This is a genomic window from Arthrobacter sp. NPDC058288, assembly GCF_042880995.1.
Taxonomy (GTDB): Bacteria; Actinomycetota; Actinomycetes; order Actinomycetales; family Micrococcaceae; genus Arthrobacter.
Map to the genome: position 1 here is coordinate 762477 of NZ_JBHVYH010000001.1, position 17015 is coordinate 779491.

The 17015-nt window shown below is 66.4% G+C and carries 12 protein-coding genes; 7 read left to right on the forward strand and 5 right to left on the reverse strand.

Going from position 1 to position 17015, the window contains the following annotated elements; translation table 11 throughout:
• Positions 1–16: 16 nt before the first annotated feature.
• Genes ACFVWT_RS03585 through hemL form a run of 4 tightly spaced genes read left to right on the forward strand, consistent with a single transcriptional unit; the run spans position 17 to position 4404 of the window.
• Positions 17–940 (forward strand): uroporphyrinogen-III synthase, encoded by a 924-nt coding sequence (locus ACFVWT_RS03585; protein ID WP_390245285.1) that lies wholly within the window; start codon positions 17–19, stop codon positions 938–940.
• Positions 937–1917 (forward strand): porphobilinogen synthase, encoded by a 981-nt coding sequence (gene hemB / locus ACFVWT_RS03590; RefSeq protein WP_390245287.1) that lies wholly within the window; start codon positions 937–939, stop codon positions 1915–1917. The genes ACFVWT_RS03585 and hemB overlap by 4 nt, the downstream gene beginning before the upstream one ends.
• The gene (locus ACFVWT_RS03595) at positions 1917–3050 is read left to right on the forward strand and encodes an LLM class flavin-dependent oxidoreductase (protein WP_390245289.1); all 1134 of its coding nucleotides are present in this window, start codon (positions 1917–1919) and stop codon (positions 3048–3050) included. Before hemB ends, ACFVWT_RS03595 begins: the two co-directional genes overlap by 1 nt.
• Before the next feature lie 13 nt (positions 3051–3063).
• The gene (gene hemL / locus ACFVWT_RS03600) at positions 3064–4404 is read left to right on the forward strand and encodes a glutamate-1-semialdehyde 2,1-aminomutase (protein ID WP_390245291.1); all 1341 of its coding nucleotides are present in this window, start codon (positions 3064–3066) and stop codon (positions 4402–4404) included.
• Positions 4405–4510: 106 nt separating this feature from the next.
• Here hemL and ACFVWT_RS03605 read toward each other — a convergent pair whose 3' ends face one another.
• From ACFVWT_RS03605 to ACFVWT_RS03620, 4 genes are all read right to left on the reverse strand, one after another.
• On the reverse strand, positions 4511–5353 hold the full coding sequence (locus ACFVWT_RS03605; RefSeq protein WP_390245293.1) for a MetQ/NlpA family ABC transporter substrate-binding protein: 843 nt from the start codon (positions 5351–5353) through the stop codon (positions 4511–4513).
• A gap of 149 nt (positions 5354–5502) precedes the next feature.
• On the reverse strand, positions 5503–6174 hold the full coding sequence (locus ACFVWT_RS03610) for a methionine ABC transporter permease (protein WP_390245295.1): 672 nt from the start codon (positions 6172–6174) through the stop codon (positions 5503–5505).
• Positions 6171–7250, reverse strand: a complete 1080-nt coding sequence (locus tag ACFVWT_RS03615; protein ID WP_390245297.1) for a methionine ABC transporter ATP-binding protein — start codon at positions 7248–7250, stop codon at positions 6171–6173. The genes ACFVWT_RS03610 and ACFVWT_RS03615 overlap by 4 nt, the downstream gene beginning before the upstream one ends.
• Positions 7251–7534: 284 nt before the next feature.
• Positions 7535–8299, reverse strand: a complete 765-nt coding sequence (locus ACFVWT_RS03620; RefSeq protein WP_390245299.1) for a 3'-5' exonuclease — start codon at positions 8297–8299, stop codon at positions 7535–7537.
• 83 nt (positions 8300–8382) lie between these two features.
• Here ACFVWT_RS03620 and ACFVWT_RS03625 point away from each other — a divergent pair, with 83 nt between their 5' ends.
• The 3 genes from ACFVWT_RS03625 (at position 8383) to ACFVWT_RS03635 (ending at position 15739) form a co-directional block, all read left to right on the forward strand.
• Positions 8383–8799 (forward strand): MGMT family protein, encoded by a 417-nt coding sequence (locus ACFVWT_RS03625; RefSeq protein ID WP_390245301.1) that lies wholly within the window; start codon positions 8383–8385, stop codon positions 8797–8799.
• A gap of 92 nt (positions 8800–8891) precedes the next feature.
• A complete protein-coding gene (locus ACFVWT_RS03630) occupies positions 8892–12221 on the forward strand; it encodes an ATP-dependent helicase (RefSeq protein ID WP_390247054.1) in 3330 nt (1109 codons plus the stop codon).
• Complete coding sequence (locus tag ACFVWT_RS03635; RefSeq protein ID WP_390245303.1) at positions 12218–15739, forward strand: ATP-dependent helicase; 3522 nt, start codon at positions 12218–12220, stop codon at positions 15737–15739. Before ACFVWT_RS03630 ends, ACFVWT_RS03635 begins: the two co-directional genes overlap by 4 nt.
• Here the strand turns inward: ACFVWT_RS03635 and ACFVWT_RS03640 are convergent.
• The gene (locus tag ACFVWT_RS03640; RefSeq protein WP_390245305.1) at positions 15711–16928 is read right to left on the reverse strand and encodes a macrolide 2'-phosphotransferase; all 1218 of its coding nucleotides are present in this window, start codon (positions 16926–16928) and stop codon (positions 15711–15713) included. The two genes, ACFVWT_RS03635 and ACFVWT_RS03640, sit on opposite strands and share 29 nt — an antisense overlap.
• Positions 16929–17015: the final 87 nt, after the last annotated feature.

Below are 17015 nucleotides of genomic sequence, written 5' to 3' on the forward strand. Positions count from 1 at the left end.
CGGCGGAGCCGGGCAAATGATGGGGCGGCGCAGTGCCCGCGGTGAGGGCCCTCACGGGCTGCGCGTGCTTGAGGGCGCCCGTGTCCTGGTCACACGCAGCCCGGATCGGGCCGGGGTGCTCCTCGCAGCCCTTCGGGAAACCGGCGCCGAACCGTTGCTGCTCCCGCTGATCGACTTCGAACGCGCGCGGGACCTGCACTCCCTGGAAGTCGCCTTCGATGCCCTGGGCGCAGGAGCATACACCTGGCTGGTGATCAGCAGCGTCACCACGGTGCAGGCCCTTGAGGAACTCGCCCGCGAGCGGGGCTCCACGCTGAGCCGGTGGCTGCCCGGTTCGGTCCAGGTGGCCACCATCGGGCCCGCCACCCGGCGCGAGCTGGAGCTGCGGGGAATCACCGTTGACCTGGCCCCGGCCCGGCTCCAGTCCGGCGTCGGACTCCTGGACATCTGGCCGCGAGGCCAGGGCAGCGTGTTCCTGCCGCAGGCGGACATCGCCGACAGCAGGCTTGCCGAGGGGCTGGAATCACTGGGCGCCAGGGTTCAGGCTGTCACCGCCTATCACACGGTGGACTATCCGGCCGATCCGGCCCGCAGCTTTAGCCCCGAACCCGCCTCCGCCGTCGTGCAGGCGGGAACAGAAGTGCTCACCCCCGCCGAAGCGAAAGCCGAGCTGGACGCCGGGCGGCTCCACGCCGTCGTCGCTGCTTCACCCAGCGCGGCACGCCGCATCCATGCCGGGTTGTCGCCGCTGGGCGAGTGCAGGTTCGTGGCGATCGGGCGTTCAACGGCCGCTGAGGCGAAGTCGCTGGGCCTGCCAGTGGCTGCCGTCGCTGAGGAACCCACAACATCCGGCCTGGTGTCCGCCGTCATCCAGGCCCTTGCACCAGGACATTCCACCCCACCGCCCGCCACCGAGACCTACGTGAAGGACAGAACATGAGCTTCCCGACCCACCGCCCCCGCCGGCTCCGCACCACCCCGGCCATGCGCAGGATGACCGCCGAAAACCGGCTGGCGGCGCCGGAGCTGATCCTTCCCGCTTTCATCCGCGAGGGGCTCACGGAACCCAACCCCATCGCCTCCATGCCCGGCGTGGTGCAGCACACCACCGATTCGCTCAAGAAGGCTGCGGCCGAGGCCGTGGAACTGGGCGTCGGCGGAATCATGCTTTTCGGCATCCCCGCCGAGCGCGATGCCCGGGGTACGGCGTCACTGGATCCCGACGGCGTGCTCAACAAGGCCATCCGGGACGTCCGCGCTGAAGTGGGCGATGACCTGGTGGTCATGAGCGACGTGTGCCTGGACGAATTCACCGACCACGGCCACTGCGGCGTCCTCGATGACGAAGGGTACGTGGACAACGACGCGACGCTGGAGATCTATGCGGCCATGGCCGTGGCTCAGGCGGACGCCGGGGCGCACATGCTTGGCCCCTCGGGAATGATGGACGGCCAGATCGGTGTGATCCGGCAGGCGCTGGAAGACGCCGGACACACCAACACGGCCGTGGTGGCGTACGCCGCAAAGTACGCCTCCGCGTTCTACGGTCCGTTCCGGGAAGCCGTGGATTCACAGCTCAAGGGCGACCGCCGAACCTACCAGATGGACGCCGCCAACCGCCGCGAAGCCATCCTCGAAGTGGAGCTGGACCTGGCCGAAGGTGCCGACCTGGTCATGGTGAAACCCGCAATGAGCTACCTCGATATCCTCGCCGACGTAGCGGCCATCAGCACCGTGCCCGTGGCTGCGTACCAGATCTCGGGGGAGTACTCCATGATCGAGGCGGCGGCCGCCAACGGCTGGATCGACCGCCGCGCGGCTATCACCGAATCCGTGCTCGGCATCAAGCGGGCCGGAGCGAACATGGTCCTGACCTACTGGGCGTCGGAGCTCGCCGGCTGGCTGAAGGAGTCCTGATGAGCGACGCGTCCGTGACCGGAACCGGCGGGCCTTTGGCCCCCGCCGCCGCGCCCGGCGAAAATCCCACCGCGCCGGTTGGCCCCGGGAAGGTCCTGCTCGGGCTGAACACTTTCGGCGACGTCGGGGTGTACCCCGACGGGCACCCGGTGCCGCACGCGCAAGTGCTTCGCCAGCTGCTGGAACAGGCGGAACTGGCGGACGACGTCGGGCTTCATGCCTTTGGCGTGGGGGAGCACCACCGCAAGGACTATGCCGTCTCGGCGCCCGAGGTGTTCCTGGCCGCCGCCGCCGCGCGGACCAAGCGCATCCGGCTCGGGTCCGCCGTGACCGTGCTGAGCTCGGATGACCCCATCCGCGTTTTCCAGCGCTTCTCCACGGTGGATGCCATCTCCAGCGGCCGCGCGGAAGTCATGCTGGGCCGCGGATCCTTCATCGAATCCTTCCCGCTGTTTGGCCTGGACCTTGCCGACTACGAGATCCTCTTCGAGGAAAAGCTGGAGCTCTTTGACAAGGTCCGCGCGCAGAAGCCCGTCCATTGGGAAGGGCGGACCCGTCCTGCCATCAACGGACTGAGCGTCTATCCGCCGCTGGAGCACCACCTGCTGCCGGCCTGGATCGGCGTGGGCGGAACCCCGGAGTCCGTGCTGCGCTGCGCGCAATACGGCTACCCGATTATTTTCGCGATCATCGGCGGCGAACCGCGATCCTTCGCTCCGCTGGCCAACCTCTACCGCGAGGCCATGGCCAAGTACGGGCACCAGATGCAGCAGGTGGCCACCCATTCGCCCGGACATGTTGCCGAGACGGACGAGGAAGCGCGCGAAGAGTTCTTCCCGCACTGGCTGGGGCTGCGGAACAGGCTCGGGGCCGAACGCGGCTGGGGCCCGGGAAGCCGGCACGAATTCGACGCCATGTGCACACCTGAAGGCGCCCTCTACGTGGGGTCACCGGAGACGGTTGCGCGGAAGATCGTCCTGCTCAAGCGGAACCTGGGCGTGGACCGCTTTGATCTCAAGTACAGCAGCGGATCGCTGCCCCACACCGCCATGATGCGGTCCATTGAACTGCTTGGCACGGCGGTGGCACCGCGGGTGGCTGAGCTACTGTCCGGGCACGAATCCGGAAACTGAAAGAATAGGAACCATGACTTCCAGCTCTCCTCGCAATGAGGCACTCTTCGACCGTGCACGCCAGCTCATGCCGGGCGGCGTCAACTCTCCCGTCCGGGCCTTCGGTTCCGTGGGCGGGACACCCCGGTTCATGGTGTCCGCAAAAGGTGCGTACCTGACCGACGCCGACGGCGCCGAGTATGTGGACCTCGTGTGCTCGTGGGGTCCGGCGCTCCTGGGCCACGCCCACCCGGCCGTCCTCGAGGCGGTCCACGCTGCCGTGGACCGCGGACTCTCGTTCGGTGCCTCCACGCCGGACGAAGCCAACCTGGCTGCGATCGTCAAGGAGCGCGTGCCGGCTGCCGAACGCGTCCGGATGGTGTCCACGGGAACTGAAGCCACCATGACCGCCATCCGCCTGGCCCGCGGCTTCACCGGGCGCGACCTGGTCATCAAGTTCGCCGGCTGCTACCACGGACACCTCGACGGACTCCTGGCCGCGGCCGGATCCGGGGTGGCCACCCTGGCGCTGCCCGGTTCCGCCGGCGTCACGGCCGCCACCGCCGCCGAGACCCTGGTCCTGCCCTACAACGACCTCGCCGCCGTGGAGGCCGCGTTCGCCGCCCATGGCAGCAACATCGCCGCCGTCATTACCGAGGCGGCGCCCGCCAACATGGGTGTGGTGACGCCGGGCGAAGGCTTCAACGCCGGACTTTCACGGATTACCCGCGAACACGGCGCCCTGCTCATCGTGGACGAAGTCCTCACCGGGTTCCGTACCGGCTACTCGGGCTACTGGGGCCTCACCGGAGGCGCGGCAGACGCCGCTGAGCCGTGGAGCCCGGACCTCCTCACCTTCGGCAAAGTCATTGGCGGGGGCATGCCGACGGCGGCCCTCGGAGGCCGTGCCGACATCATGGACTATTTGGCGCCGCTCGGCCCCGTGTACCAGGCAGGCACCCTCTCCGGAAACCCCGTAGCCATGGCAGCCGGCGTCGCAACCCTGACCCATGCCACCCCTGACGTGTACTCGTTCATCGACGCACGCTCGCTGGAGCTTTCCGCTGCGCTCTCCTCGGCACTGGATGCCGCAGGGGTGGACCACTCCATCCAGCGGGCCGGCAACCTGTTCTCGGTAGCTTTCGGCACCTCCGCACGCGGCGTCCACAACTATGACGACGCCCAGGGCCAGGAAGTATTCCGCTACGCGCCGTTCTTCCACTCGATGCTGGACTCCGGCGTCTACCTCCCGCCGTCTGTCTTCGAAGCCTGGTTCCTTTCCGCGGCACACGACGACGCCGCCATGAACCGGATCTTCGATGCACTTCCGGCCGCAGCCAGGGCAGCGGCGTCGGCAGAGGTGCCGGCGGGGTAAACGGCTCGCAACAGAAATCCCCGCCTCCCGGACAAATCCCCGCCGAAAGCGAAGGGTAAATGTCTGGGAGACGGGGATTTATTGCTTCTGCCGGGTAGCGGAAGGCTTAGAAGGCCACCGTCACGTCACCGTTGGGCCATTCCTTCTCGATGAAGGCCTTGACCTCGGGGGAGTGCAGCAGTTCGTCCAGCTTCTTGATCCGGACGTCGTCCTTGGAATCCTCGCGCCAGGCCAGGAAGTTTGCGTAGGGGTTGTTCTCAACGGACTCCACTGCGAGGGCGTCCTTGGTGCTCAGGCCGGCCTTCAGGATGAAGTTGCCGTTGATCAGGGCCAGGTCAACAGACGGGTCCTTGAGGTCGTTGATCAGCAGTTCAGGCTGGTTCTCCGAGAACTTCAGCTTCTTCGGGTTCTGCTCGTCGGTCAGGGTCAGCACGGAGGAATCGTCCTTGATGTCCTTCACGAGACCGGCCACCTGCAGGACCTTGAGTGCGCGGACCTGGTTGGAGGGGTCGTTCGTGATGGCAACCTTGGCGCCGTCCTTGACATCCTTGATGTCCTTGACCTTCTCCGAGAACGCGGCGTACGGCTCGATGTGGACGCCTTCGCCGTGGCCGAACTTGTAGCCCTTGGTCTTGACCTGGTCCTCAAACCACGGCAGGTGCTGGTAGTAGTTTGCGTCCAGCGAGCCGTCGTTCAGTGCAGTGTTCGGCGTCTGGTAGTCCTCGATTTCCTTGATGTCCAGCTTCAGGCCTGCCTTCGGTGCGAGGTCCTGGTTGATGAACTCCAGGATCTTCGCCTGCGGGACCGGGCTGGCGCCGACGGTCAGGGTGGCGGGCTTGGCAGGGTCAAGGGTGGTGACCTCGGCGCTGGGGCTGGACGAACCGCCGCAGGCCGTCAGCGCCAGGGCGGTGACAATACCGGTGGCCAGGAGGGAGAGTGATTTACGCATCGGATGCGTTCCTTTCGAATTGCTGGGAGTACGACGGCGGGCTTGCGCCCCGTCCGCTCCGGCACAGATGCAGCGGGCGGCTACCTGCTGCGTGAAGATTGCCGTGGCCGTTGGACGACGGCTGGTGGTGATGGTTTAGCGGTGACGGTTTAGCGGTGGTCGAGGCTGCGGGAGATCCGTTCGCCCACCAGCTGGATCACCTGCACCAGGACGATGATCAGCACGATGGTCACGATCATGACCGTGACATCGAAGCGCTGGAAGCCGTAGTTGTACGCCAGCTTCCCGAGCCCGCCGCCCCCCACCAAGCCGGCCATGGCCGAGTACCCCACCAGGGTGACCACTGTGGTGGTCGTGGCGGCTACCAGGGCCGGGAGTGATTCGCGCAGCATCACCTTGTTGATGACCTGCATCTTGGTGGAGCCCATGACCTGGGCAGCGTCGATCTTCCCGTGGTGGACGTCCCGGAGACACGTCTCCACGAGGCGGGCAAAGAAGGGGATGGTGCCGATGGACAGCGAAACCGAAGCTGCGACGGGTCCCAGGCTCGTGCCCGTCAGCAGGCGGGCCAGCGGGATGAGGGCGACCATCAGGATGGCGAACGGGATGGATCGGGTGATGTTCACGATGACATCGCTCATGATCCGGTTGGTGACAGGCATCGGACGCAGGCCGCCCGGCGCTGTGACGTGCAGGAAGACGCCTAGGGGCAGGCCAACCAGCACCGTAAAGAAGGCCGAAATTCCGACCATCTGCAGTGTTTCTACGATTGCTTCGGGCAGGGCCTTGGCAAGGACGGGGTTGCTGAAGATGTCGTTCATTGGTTCCTTCCCGTCACATCGTTCAATTCAGCAGCATCAACTTCCAGGGGGTCCGCTTCGAGGGGGTCGCCGGCTGCTGTACTGGTCGCAGCCAGCTTGGCGCCTATTCCGCGCTGGTGGAGGTAGTTGAGGACGGCGTCGTAGTCCGCATTCTCGGCGAGCTGCACACGGAGGTGCCCGAACTGCTGTCCGCCCAGAGTTTCGACGCTGCCGGCCAGGACATTCAGGTCGATGTCAAAGTGCCGCGCAACGCCCGTGAGGACAGGTTCCTTGGCGTTGTCGCCGGCGAACAGGATTTCCAGTACCGGTCCGCCCTGAAGTGCCCCCTTCAGGGGTTCGGACGCCGGCAGCGGCAGGAGCGCCTTGGCCAGTCTGCTCTCCAGGTCTCCGGCCACGTCCTTGAGGGCGCCGTGCTCGATGATGCGGCCCTTGGACAGGAGGGAGACCGAATCGCAAACGCGTTTCACGACGTTCATTTCGTGCGTGATGATCAGCACCGTCAGCTGCAAGCGCCTGGTGAGATCCTGGATCAAGTCCAGGATTTCGTCCGTGGTAGCAGGGTCCAGTGCCGAAGTGGGCTCATCGCACAACAGCACGTCGGGGTCTGCGGCCAGTGCCCGGGCAATGCCCACGCGCTGGCGCTGGCCACCGGAAAGCTGGGAGGGGTAGGCGTTTTCGAACCCCTCAAGGCCTACCAGTGACAACAGTTCCGCAACCTTGGTGCGGATCTTGTCCTTCGGCGTCTTGACGAGCTCCAGGGGATGGGCCACGTTGCCGGCGGCGGTGCGTGAGTCCATGAGGTTGGCATGCTGGAAGACCATGCCGATACGGCGCCGAGCCGCACGGATTTCGGAGTCCCGCACGGAGCTCAGTTCTGTCCCGTCAATGCTCACGGAGCCCGACGTCGGACGATCCAGCAAAGTCAGGCAACGCACCAGGGTGGATTTTCCGGCGCCTGAATGGCCAATGATTCCGTGAATGGAACCTTTGGGAACGGAAAGGGTGACGCCGTCGAGGGCCACCACTTCCTTTTTCCCCTGGCGGTAGACCTTTCGAAGGTCAGTAACTGTGATCATTTATCCTCAGGAGGTCGGCCTCGGGCAGGGCATAGCACAAGCACGCTTTTGAACTTAATTATGTCAGCGGACCCTGAAGCGAGTCACTTTCGCATAATATTCGGATTAGAGTTCTTGCGGCCGCATAAATTCATGCCGGATACCCCGAAGCCCGCTACTCGTGCGGCCCTGCAGTGGCAGGCCAAATTGCGCGGGATGAACTTGCTGCCATCCGACCGTGCCGGGGACTGTGATCCTCATCCCAGAGTGCGGGCTTTGCCCTGGAGCCCGGTGCGGGCCGGCGGCTAGAAGTCGCCCCTGCTGGCGTCTTCAGGGGGAAGGACCGGCCATTCGCCTTCGATCACGGCGGCGGGCTTGGTCTTGCGCAGATACGTCTGGAAGTCCGCGGCCTGGCTGGCGGCCCAGCCGACCTGCAGCTGATGGAGCTGGCCGGCTGCCATGCGCAGCTTGGGAAACTTGCCGGCCATGGCGTCCAGCATCCGGAGCGTCGCGAGGGCGTCCGCGGCGGACGTGTGGGCATTGTCAAGGTTGACCTTGTATTCCTCACAGAGTGCGGTCAGCGTCCTCTTGCCCTTGCGGTACCGGTCCACCTGCTTGTTCATGATGTAGGGATCCAGCACGGGGAAGCGGTTCAGTTGCGGAATGCCGTAGCGGGCCGACTCGGCAGCAAGGACCGTGAAGTCGTAACTTGCGTTGAACGCAATAACCGGGATTCCGTCGTCGAACAACCCCTGCAGCACGGATGCCAGTTCGCGGGTCACCTCTGCGGCCGGGCGGCCCTCCTGCCGTGCTTTTTCAGTTGTGATGCCGTGGACTTCGCTGGCTTCGGCCGGGATCTCGATTCCAGGGTCCGCGAGCCACTCATGTTCCTTGATGACACCTCCGTCTGCGTCCACCACTGTGACCGACGCCGTGACGATCCGGGCGGCGCGAGAGTTGCGGCCGGTGGTCTCCAAATCGAATGCAGCGCGCGGCCGCGTGTCCCACGTGCCGGTAGCCGGGCCGCCGGTGCTGGTGCTTCTGGTGGTGCTGGTGTTCGTGCTGCTCATGCTTCAAAACTACCTGCTGCCACCGACAGTTTTGCGCCAGGCCGGTGGCGTGCCGCCGCCGGGGGACCCGTTACGCTGGATTCATGCGCACGGAGTACGTCGAGGCGGTGCTGTCCCTTGTTCAGCTCGTCCCTCCGGGATCGGCTGTGGCCTACGGAGACGTTGCCGAGCTCCTCGGGTCAGGCGGCGCCCGGCAGGTGGGCTCCGTCATGAGCCGCCACGGCAGTTCCGTCCCTTGGTGGCGTGTGTTGAGGGCAAACGGCGAGGCACCCCCGGGCCTGGAAACCGAAGCCCTGAAGTTCTATATCCAGGAGGGTACGCCGCTCCTTGGCCGCTACCTGGAATTCCTCCGGACCGGTGAAGGGCGGTGGCGCGTTGACCTTACCGAGGCACGCTGGGCCCCCGTCGACGGTGAGTTTGACCTCATTGACCTGATTGCCGGGCGGTTGGAGCGGCGGCTCCATAAAATGTCCGCCCCCGATGATGAAATGACTGTGTGACACTTACCAGCGATTCCCCGGAGATCCGGTCCGGGCAGCAACTCCAGTCCGGCCAGCTAACGGTCGCCAGGCCTGCCGGAACACCTGCCGGCCTGAGGCTACTGCCTCCCCGCCAGGTCCACAGCGCCGTTCCTGTCCTGACCCCGGACCAGCAGGCGGCCGTGGACGTCCCGCACGGCTCCGGCCCGGTGCTGGTCCCCGGTGCTCCCGGGACGGGAAAATCCACCGTGCTCATTGAAGCAGCAGTGCGCCGGGCAGAGCGCGATGGCCTGGATCCGGAAAGAATGCTCGTGCTGGCCCCAAGCCGTCTTGCCGCAGACTCGCTCCGGGACCGGTTCACGGCCCGGCTCAACCGGAGCCTCAGCACGACGCCGGCACGCACCTGGGCATCGTATGCCTTCGATTTGATCCGGCGTGCCAAGGCGGAGGGCATCCTCCCGCTGCCGCGGCCGCCTCGGCTGCTGTCCGGACCCGAGCAGGACCTCATTATCAAGGAACTACTGGAAGGCCACACCCTGCCCGGCCTTGAACTGCCGTGGCCGGAAGATCTCGGTGCCGCCCTGGAGACCCGCGGTTTCCGCCAGGAAGTACGCCAGCTCTTTGACAGGATCATCGAATCCGGGCGGACGCCGGCCGACCTGGTGGCTTTGGCCCAGCAGTGCAACCGTCCCGACTGGATCGCTGCCGCCGCGCTGTACGCCGAGTACCGCGACGTTCTGGACCTGCGGATGCCGGAGGCATTCGACCCCGCCGGAATCATCACGGCGGCCCGCCAGATATTCCAGGATGCCCCCGACTTCCTGGCGGCCGAGCGGGAACGCCTCCAGTTGATCCTGGTGGACGACATCCAGGAAGCCAACCCGGCCGTGTTCGAACTCTTGGCCGATATCGCGGCAGGCAAGGACGCCTACGTTGCATTCTCCCCGGACACCGTCGTCCAGGGATTCCGCGGCGCCCGGCCTGACCTCACGGCTGAGTTGCCGCGCCTCCTGGCTCCAGCGGACGCGGCAGGACGCGCCCTGCGGGATGCTGCCCCGGGTACAGCCCTGGAGCGGCCGCTGTGGCGTACCCATCGCCACACTCCCGCCGTCGCCCAGGCCTGGCTTTCGGTGGCGGGACGGATCTCCCAACGGGCAGGCAGCCAACAGGCACGGAGGCTGGAGGGCGGCGAACTGACGGCCAACCGTAGCGGGGCCGCCGCGGTTCCGGCCTCCGGCGGAGTTGAGGGGCATATCCTTCCGTCGCCGGTCCAAGAGCTGCGCTACGTGGCCCAGCGCATCCTGGATGCCCACCTGAACCACGGACGTGAGCTCGGCGACATCGCGGTGATCGTGCGGAACGGCGGCCAGCTGAACCAGCTGCAGCGTCATTTGGCCGGCCACGGTGTTCCCGTCCGGGTCCCTGTGGCGGAATCCGCCGTCCGGGACGAAGTGGCGGTCCGTCCCCTGCTGGATGCCTACGCTGTGGCGCTGGATCCCGAGGTGCTGACCCCGGAAGCGGCAGTGGCACTGCTGACGTCCCGAATCGGCGGAGCGACCTCCATCGAGCTGCGCCGGCTGCGCCAGTCGCTGCGCCGCGAGGAGATACTCGGCGGCGGAGGCCGCACCAGTGATGCGTTGCTGGTGGAGTCGCTGCTTGAACCGGGTGCGTTGGGCACCACAGGTATCGAAGGCCGCTCTGCCAGGCGTGTGGCACGGATGATCGAGGCCGGCCGGGCGGCGGCCCGGGCACCGGGAGCAAACGCGGAGACTGTGCTCTGGGCGCTATGGAACTCAACAGGGCTTGCCGCACGCTGGACTGACGCGGCATTGGCCGGGGGAGCGGCAGGGGCCCGGGCTGATCGCGACCTGGACGCCATGATGGCCCTGTTCCACACCGCCGAACGCTATGTGGACCAGTTGCCGGGGTCAGGGCCGGACCAGTTCCTTGAGTACCTGCTCAGCCAGGAGTTGCCCATGGACACCCTGGCGGCCCGGGCGCAGCTGGAGGACGCCGTGGAACTCATGACTCCGGCTAGTGCCGCCGGACGCGAATGGCCTGTCGTCATCATCGCCGGCCTTCAGGAAGGAGTGTGGCCCAACACCAGGCTGCGGGGCGAGCTCCTGGGCAGCACGCTCTTCGCCGACGCCGTTGAACACGGGGTGGACCATGCCCTGCAACTGGGGCCAATCAGCCGGTTGCGTGAAATCCGGTATGACGAACTCCGCAGCTTTTCCACGGCAGTTTCCCGTGCCCGCGAAGTGCTGATCTGCACCGCAGTGTCATCTGAAGACGAACAGCCCTCCTCCTTCCTCGACTACGTCGCCCCGCTGCATCCAGGGCAGGACCGGCGGACCTTTACCCCGGTGGAACGGCCCATGACCCTCCGTGCCCTCGTAGCCGAACTTCGGCAGCACGCGCAGCTGGACGGGAGGTTCGCCGATGAGTCCGTCGAAGCAGCCAGGGTCCTTGCAAGGCTGGCCGCTGCCGAACCTTCCGTTCCCGGCGCCCATCCGGATTCCTGGTGGGGGCTCGCGGCGCTGTCTTCGGGGGAACGGATCGTTCCGCCAGGAGGAACAGTTTTCGTTTCGCCGTCCAAGGTGGAGTCAGTGCAGAAATCGCCCCTTGACTGGTTCATCCAGGCCGCCGGCGGTGAAGCAGCCACCGACTTCGCCAGGAGCCTGGGAACACTGGTCCACGCCATAGCGCAGGATCTTCCAGACGCATCAGGCGCGGAATACCTGGTGGAACTGGTCCGGCGGTGGCCGGCCCTCGGCATGAAAAACAACTGGGAAGGAAAACTGGATTTCCAGCGCGCCGAAGGCATGGTCCGGAAGCTCGCCCAGTACATCCTGGTCATGCGCAGCGAAGGCCGGAGCCTTGTCGGCGTCGAGCGGGACTTCGAAGTGAAACTGCCCGACCTCGTGGACGTCCCGGAGCCGGGATTCTCAGGACCGGCGGCAACTGATGCTGAGCCCGAGGTCAGGTCCGCGGTACTCCGCGGACAGGTGGACCGGCTGGAGATCGATTCCGAAGGCCGCCTCGTGATCGTGGACCTTAAGACCGGCAAACGCCAGCCGTCGAAGGCAGACCTGGCCCGCCATCCACAGCTGGGTGCTTACCAGGCTGCGGTACTGGCCGGCGGGTTCACGGAGCCCGGCACGGCCTCCGGTGACGTCCAGCCGGGTGGTATCCAGCCGGGTGGCGCCGTCCTTGCCCAGCTTGGAACGAGCAACAAGAGCCCCGGCATCCAGGTCCAGGAGCCACTGGACGGGCCCGACAGCAATTGGGCGCTCGACATGGTGAACGATGCCGCACGCCTCATGTCCGGCAGTGTCTTCGAGGCGCGCCACGATCCGGCAAAATCGGGTCACGGCGGCCACGGCTGCCGGCTGCCCGAGGTTTGTCCTCTTTGTCCGCGCGGAAAGCAGGTTACTGAATGACCACGCCCACAGACATCCCGCCCGCCCGGTTTTCCCCGGAAGAGCTGACTGCCATGCTGGGCGAACGCAACAGCCCCACGGCAGAGCAGTCTGCCATCATTTCCTCGCCACTCACTCCGCGGCTGGTCATTGCCGGTGCCGGATCCGGCAAGACCGCCACAATGGCGGACCGTGTGGTGTGGCTGGTTGCCAATGGCTGGGTGCGGCCGGAAGAAGTCCTGGGTGTGACGTTCACACGCAAGGCAGCCGGGGAACTGGCCAGCCGGATCCGGTCCAAGCTCTCGGCCCTGCAACGGATCGCGGCGCAGGACACCGAACACAGGATTTTTCCCGCAGGCCTGCTCAGTGAGGATGCCCTGGAACCCAAGGTTTCCACCTATCACTCCTACGCCAGCGGCATCGTGTCCGATTACGGGCTCCGGCTCGGTGTCGAACGTGATGTTGTGCTCCTGGGCGGAGCCCAGGCCTGGCAGCTGGCCAGCGAAGTTGTTGAGGCCTTCGACGGTGAGTACGAACATTTCCGTTCTGCCAAATCGACCCTTGTGAAAGCCGTCATCCAGCTCGCGGGCGAATGCGCGGAACACCTGCGGGATCCGGTCGAAGTGCAGGGCTGGCTGATGGAGCGCGTCGCGGAATTTGAAGAGCTGCCCTACGTGGCCGGGGCCAAGAAGAACCCGACGCAGGCTGCCGGCGAACTCGGGGCCATGCTGCGTACCAGGGCCAGCGTGGCCGACATGGTGGGCAGGTATGCTGACGCGAAGCGGGTCCGCGGTGCGCTGGACTTTGGCGACCTTGTGGCGCTCGCCGCGCGGGTCGCCAGTGAGATTCCGCTGGCCGCCGAAGTGGAACGCCAGCGGTTCAAAGTGGTGCTGCTCGACGAGTTCCAGGACACCTCGCATGCGCAGCTGGTGCTGTTTTCCCGGTTGTTCGGCGGAGGCCATGCCGTGACGGCGGTAGGCGACCCCAACCAGTCGATCTATGGTTTCCGCGGGGCGTCCGCCGGCCAGCTCTTCCATTTTGTTAGGGAATTCCCGGTCATGGTTGGCGATTCGTTCGCCGTGGCACCCACGTCCTACCTGACCACCGCATGGCGTAACGGGCGCAACATCCTTTCCGCGGCAAACGTCATTTCGGCGCCCCTCAGCGCCGCCGCGGTGCAGGCCGGGCCGGCGGGGGAGCGGGATTCTGCGGATGCCGTGGAGGTCCCGCCGCTGCAGCCCAGTCCTGCTGCGGCCGAGGGGAAGGTTGTCATCGGACGCTTTGCGACGGATGAGGACGAGGCCGGGGCCATCGCAGCGGATGTCCTGCGGTACCGCGTCACAGACTTCGAGGAATCCGTCGGCGCCGACCGTGTACCTCCTGCCATGGCGGTCCTGTGCCGCCGCCGCGCACAGATGGAATGCATCCGGCGTGAGTTCGAGCTGCGCGGGATCCCCTACGAAATCGTGGGCCTCGGCGGCCTCCTGGACACCCCGGAGATCGTGGATCTGGTCGCCACACTGCGCGTCCTCGCGGATCCGGGACGTTCGGACTCCCTCATGCGGCTCCTCGCCGGAGCGCGTTGGCGCATAGGCCCGGCCGACCTCATGGCGTTCCGGGACTGGTCCTCATTCCTTGCACGCCGCCGGGGACACGCTGCGGCGGACGCTGACGAGGCTGACGATCCGGACGCGGCGGTCATCGAGAGCGACATCACCGATTCGCCGAGCCTGGTGGAAGCCCTGGACTGGCTGCCGCGGGAAGGATGGACCTCGGCCCACGGCCGGACGCTGAGCCCGCCAGCACTCGACCGGCTGCATGCCCTATCGGCTGAACTCCGCCAGCTCCGCGGATTCATGGGCGATGACCTCACGACACTGCTGGGCGAAGTGGAACGGGCCATGCTCCTCGACATTGAGGTGGCGGCCCGTCCGGGCGTCAGCATCCACCAGGCCCGGCGAAACCTGGACGCATTTCACGATGCCGCGGCAGGATTCCTCCACACTTCGCACCGCGTGGATGTCCTGGCCTTCCTGGCTTGGCTGGAAGCCGCGGCAACGGAAGAAGGCGGGCTGGACGTGGCTGCCCCGGAGGTCAACCGCGAAGCGGTGCAGCTGCTGACGGTGCACGCGTCAAAGGGCCTGGAGTGGGATGTTGTGTTCGTTCCCGGCCTTAATGCGGGAGCTTTTCCGAGCAGCCGGGATTCGCGCTGGAGCAGCGGAAGCGCGGCCTTGCCCTGGCCGTTGCGGGGAGACCGGGCCGACCTGCCCCAGTGGGACACGGACCAGCCCGACCAAAAGGGCTGGCTGGACGCCGAAAAAGAGTTCAAAGCCGACGTCCAGGCGCACGGAGAAGCCGAGGAACGAAGGCTGGCCTATGTGGCGTACACCAGGGCTAAGTTCGTGCTGTGGGTTTCGAGCGCGGCCTGGGTAGGTTCCCGGGCCGGGATGGCGGAGATGTCGCCGTTCCTCTCGGAGCTGGCGCCCCTCGCAGGGGTCGGGGCACGCGACGGCGAAACGGCGGAAGCAGCGGCCGGGACCGCCGCCGTCGTGCATCCCGCGTCGGTGGAGGAGTCATCGCTACCTGCCGAAAGTCCGCTGACCCAGGACCTCGAACTGGCCCAATGGCCGTATGACCCGTTGGAAGGACCTGCTGATCCGCGCACGGGTGCCAGGCTCAGGCTGGTCCCGGGACGGCGGGAAGCCATGGAGACAGCCGCAGGACGCGTCCGTGAAGCCCTGGCGGCAGGCCCGGAAAGTGAGCCTGCGGCGGATTCGGCCCGGGCGGAGGGGCCCCGGCAGCTTCGGAGTTTCGCGGCCAACTGGGCACAGGAGGCTGCCCTGTTGCTGGAGCGCCGTTTCCGCAGGGCCACTGTCCAGGACGTCCACCTGCCCGGCCACATTTCGGCGTCGACGTTCGTGGACCTGGGTGACGATCCCGCATCAGTGCTTGCGCGGCTGCGGCGGCCGGTGCCCAGGGAACCAGGTATGTCCGCCCGTAAGGGCACGGCTTTCCACGCCTGGGTGGAAGAATACTTCGGCAAGGCGGGCATGTTGGAGCTGGAGGAGGCACCCGGTTCGGACAACCACATTGACGAGGCCTACGGGCTGGATTCCATGGTGGAAACGTTCAGGAATTCGGAGTGGGCGCACCGGGCGCCTGTCCACGTGGAGGTTCCGGTGGAGACGCGCATCGGGGACGTTGTGGTGCGTGGCCGGATCGATGCCGTGTTCCGGGACGCCGACGGCGGCTGGGATCTGGTGGACTGGAAGACCGGTCGCCGCCCCGCCGGGGGACAGTTGAAGGTGAAGGCTGTCCAGCTGGCCGTCTACCGTCTGGCCTGGGCACGGCTCAAGGGAGTTCCGCTCGACAACGTCCGGGCGGCGTTCTACTACGTCGGGGAAGACCAGGTGGTCCGCCCCCACGACCTCGGCACGGCAGAGCAACTGGAGGACATCGTTACAGCTGCCCTCGGCGGAACGACCGCCCTGCTAAACGCCTCCGGCCCGGCTAGTGGGACTTCGCGTCCACAATCTTGAGCGCGGCGGTGGACGTGTCGTCTGCGGCGGGCGGGGCCGGGGGAGCGGTCGCTCCCGGCACGTCAGCAGCACGGCCGGAGTCGCTGCCCGCCGGAGCCGGGGCAGGGGCCGGAGCCGCGGCGCGGGCATCGGGTTCGGCGGCCGGTTCGACCGGGATGGGTGAGACGTGCACCGCGGGCATCGCGTCGGCCGTTGACGGTTCGTCCAGCGGCACAGGATCAACCTGCACGGCCGGGACGGACTGCGGCAACGGTTCCACGCTGATGGGCTGTCCGCCGTGCTCAGTGATGTCCTCGGCCAGCGATGCCAGCATTTCTTCCGCTTCGCCAATCATGGACTGGTCTCCGGCGGCCAGACCCTTGACCAGATACTGGGCCAGCGCGAACTCGGCAGAGAGCGCCGCGCGGCGCAGCAGGTGGGCGTCGGGTGCATCCCTGCGGCTCGATGTGTAGTGGCGGAGCACAGCGTCCACAAAACCCTGTTCATTGGAGGCGACCAGCCAGGCCATGTCGTCGGCGGGGTCGCCAATGCGCAAGTCGGTCCACCCGGTCACAGCCGTCACGCGCTGACCCTCAACCAGGATGTTGTCCTCGTGCAGGTCGCCGTGGACGACGCAGGGATTGAAGCGCCACAGCGACACGTCCTCCAGGGCATGTTCCCATCGGCGCAGCAGCACGGGTGGGATCTTCCCGGTGGTCGCCGCCTGGTCGAGTTCATTGAGCCTGCGCTGCCTGAACTCGTTGGGTGTGTAGCTGGGGAGGTCGGCATTGCTGACCAAAGTCCTAGGAAGGTCATGAATCGCAGCCAGGGCCGCTCCCACTTCCCGAGCGAGTCCTTCAGGACCGGCAGTCAGCTCTTCGACGCTGCGGGTGGTGCCCGCCAGATGCGAATACACAAACGTGCTGAGTGCGCCCTGCCGTACGGTGCCTGCCACGGTGGGCATCAGGAAGGGCAGCTCGGCCCTGATTCCCGGGGCAAACGCGCGCAGGACCATGAACTCCGTTTCCAACCGGGCGCTGGCCTCCGCGTGCCGGGGCGAACGTACCCGCCACTGCTTCCCTTCGGAGTCCAGGAGAAGTGCCGAATCGAAGTCCGCCGGATCGTCCGGGGCGGAACTCACGGCGGTTGGCGTCAGTCCGGGGACTGCCGCGGTTGCTACAGCTGCCAGTTCGATCGGTTTTCTTCTCACCCATCCACGGTAGATTGACTGGCGCCCAACATGGCGATGTACCACGGCGAGTCTCCAGATCGTGACGATTTCCCCTGCCAAAGCAGT

Excerpts from the sequence above, each read along its gene's own strand:
- ACFVWT_RS03585 (WP_390245285.1), top strand. The coding sequence starts at position 17 with ATGATGGGGCGGCGCAGTGCCCGCGGTGAGGGCCCTCACGGGCTGCGC.
- hemB (WP_390245287.1), top strand. The coding sequence starts at position 937 with ATGAGCTTCCCGACCCACCGCCCCCGCCGGCTCCGCACCACCCCGGCC.
- ACFVWT_RS03595 (WP_390245289.1), top strand. The coding sequence starts at position 1,917 with ATGAGCGACGCGTCCGTGACCGGAACCGGCGGGCCTTTGGCCCCCGCC.
- hemL (WP_390245291.1), top strand. The coding sequence starts at position 3,064 with ATGACTTCCAGCTCTCCTCGCAATGAGGCACTCTTCGACCGTGCACGC.
- ACFVWT_RS03605 (WP_390245293.1), bottom strand. The coding sequence starts at position 5,353 with ATGCGTAAATCACTCTCCCTCCTGGCCACCGGTATTGTCACCGCCCTG.
- ACFVWT_RS03610 (WP_390245295.1), bottom strand. The coding sequence starts at position 6,174 with ATGAACGACATCTTCAGCAACCCCGTCCTTGCCAAGGCCCTGCCCGAA.
- ACFVWT_RS03615 (WP_390245297.1), bottom strand. The coding sequence starts at position 7,250 with ATGATCACAGTTACTGACCTTCGAAAGGTCTACCGCCAGGGGAAAAAG.
- ACFVWT_RS03620 (WP_390245299.1), bottom strand. The coding sequence starts at position 8,299 with ATGAGCAGCACGAACACCAGCACCACCAGAAGCACCAGCACCGGCGGC.
- ACFVWT_RS03625 (WP_390245301.1), top strand. The coding sequence starts at position 8,383 with ATGCGCACGGAGTACGTCGAGGCGGTGCTGTCCCTTGTTCAGCTCGTC.
- ACFVWT_RS03635 (WP_390245303.1), top strand. The coding sequence starts at position 12,218 with ATGACCACGCCCACAGACATCCCGCCCGCCCGGTTTTCCCCGGAAGAG.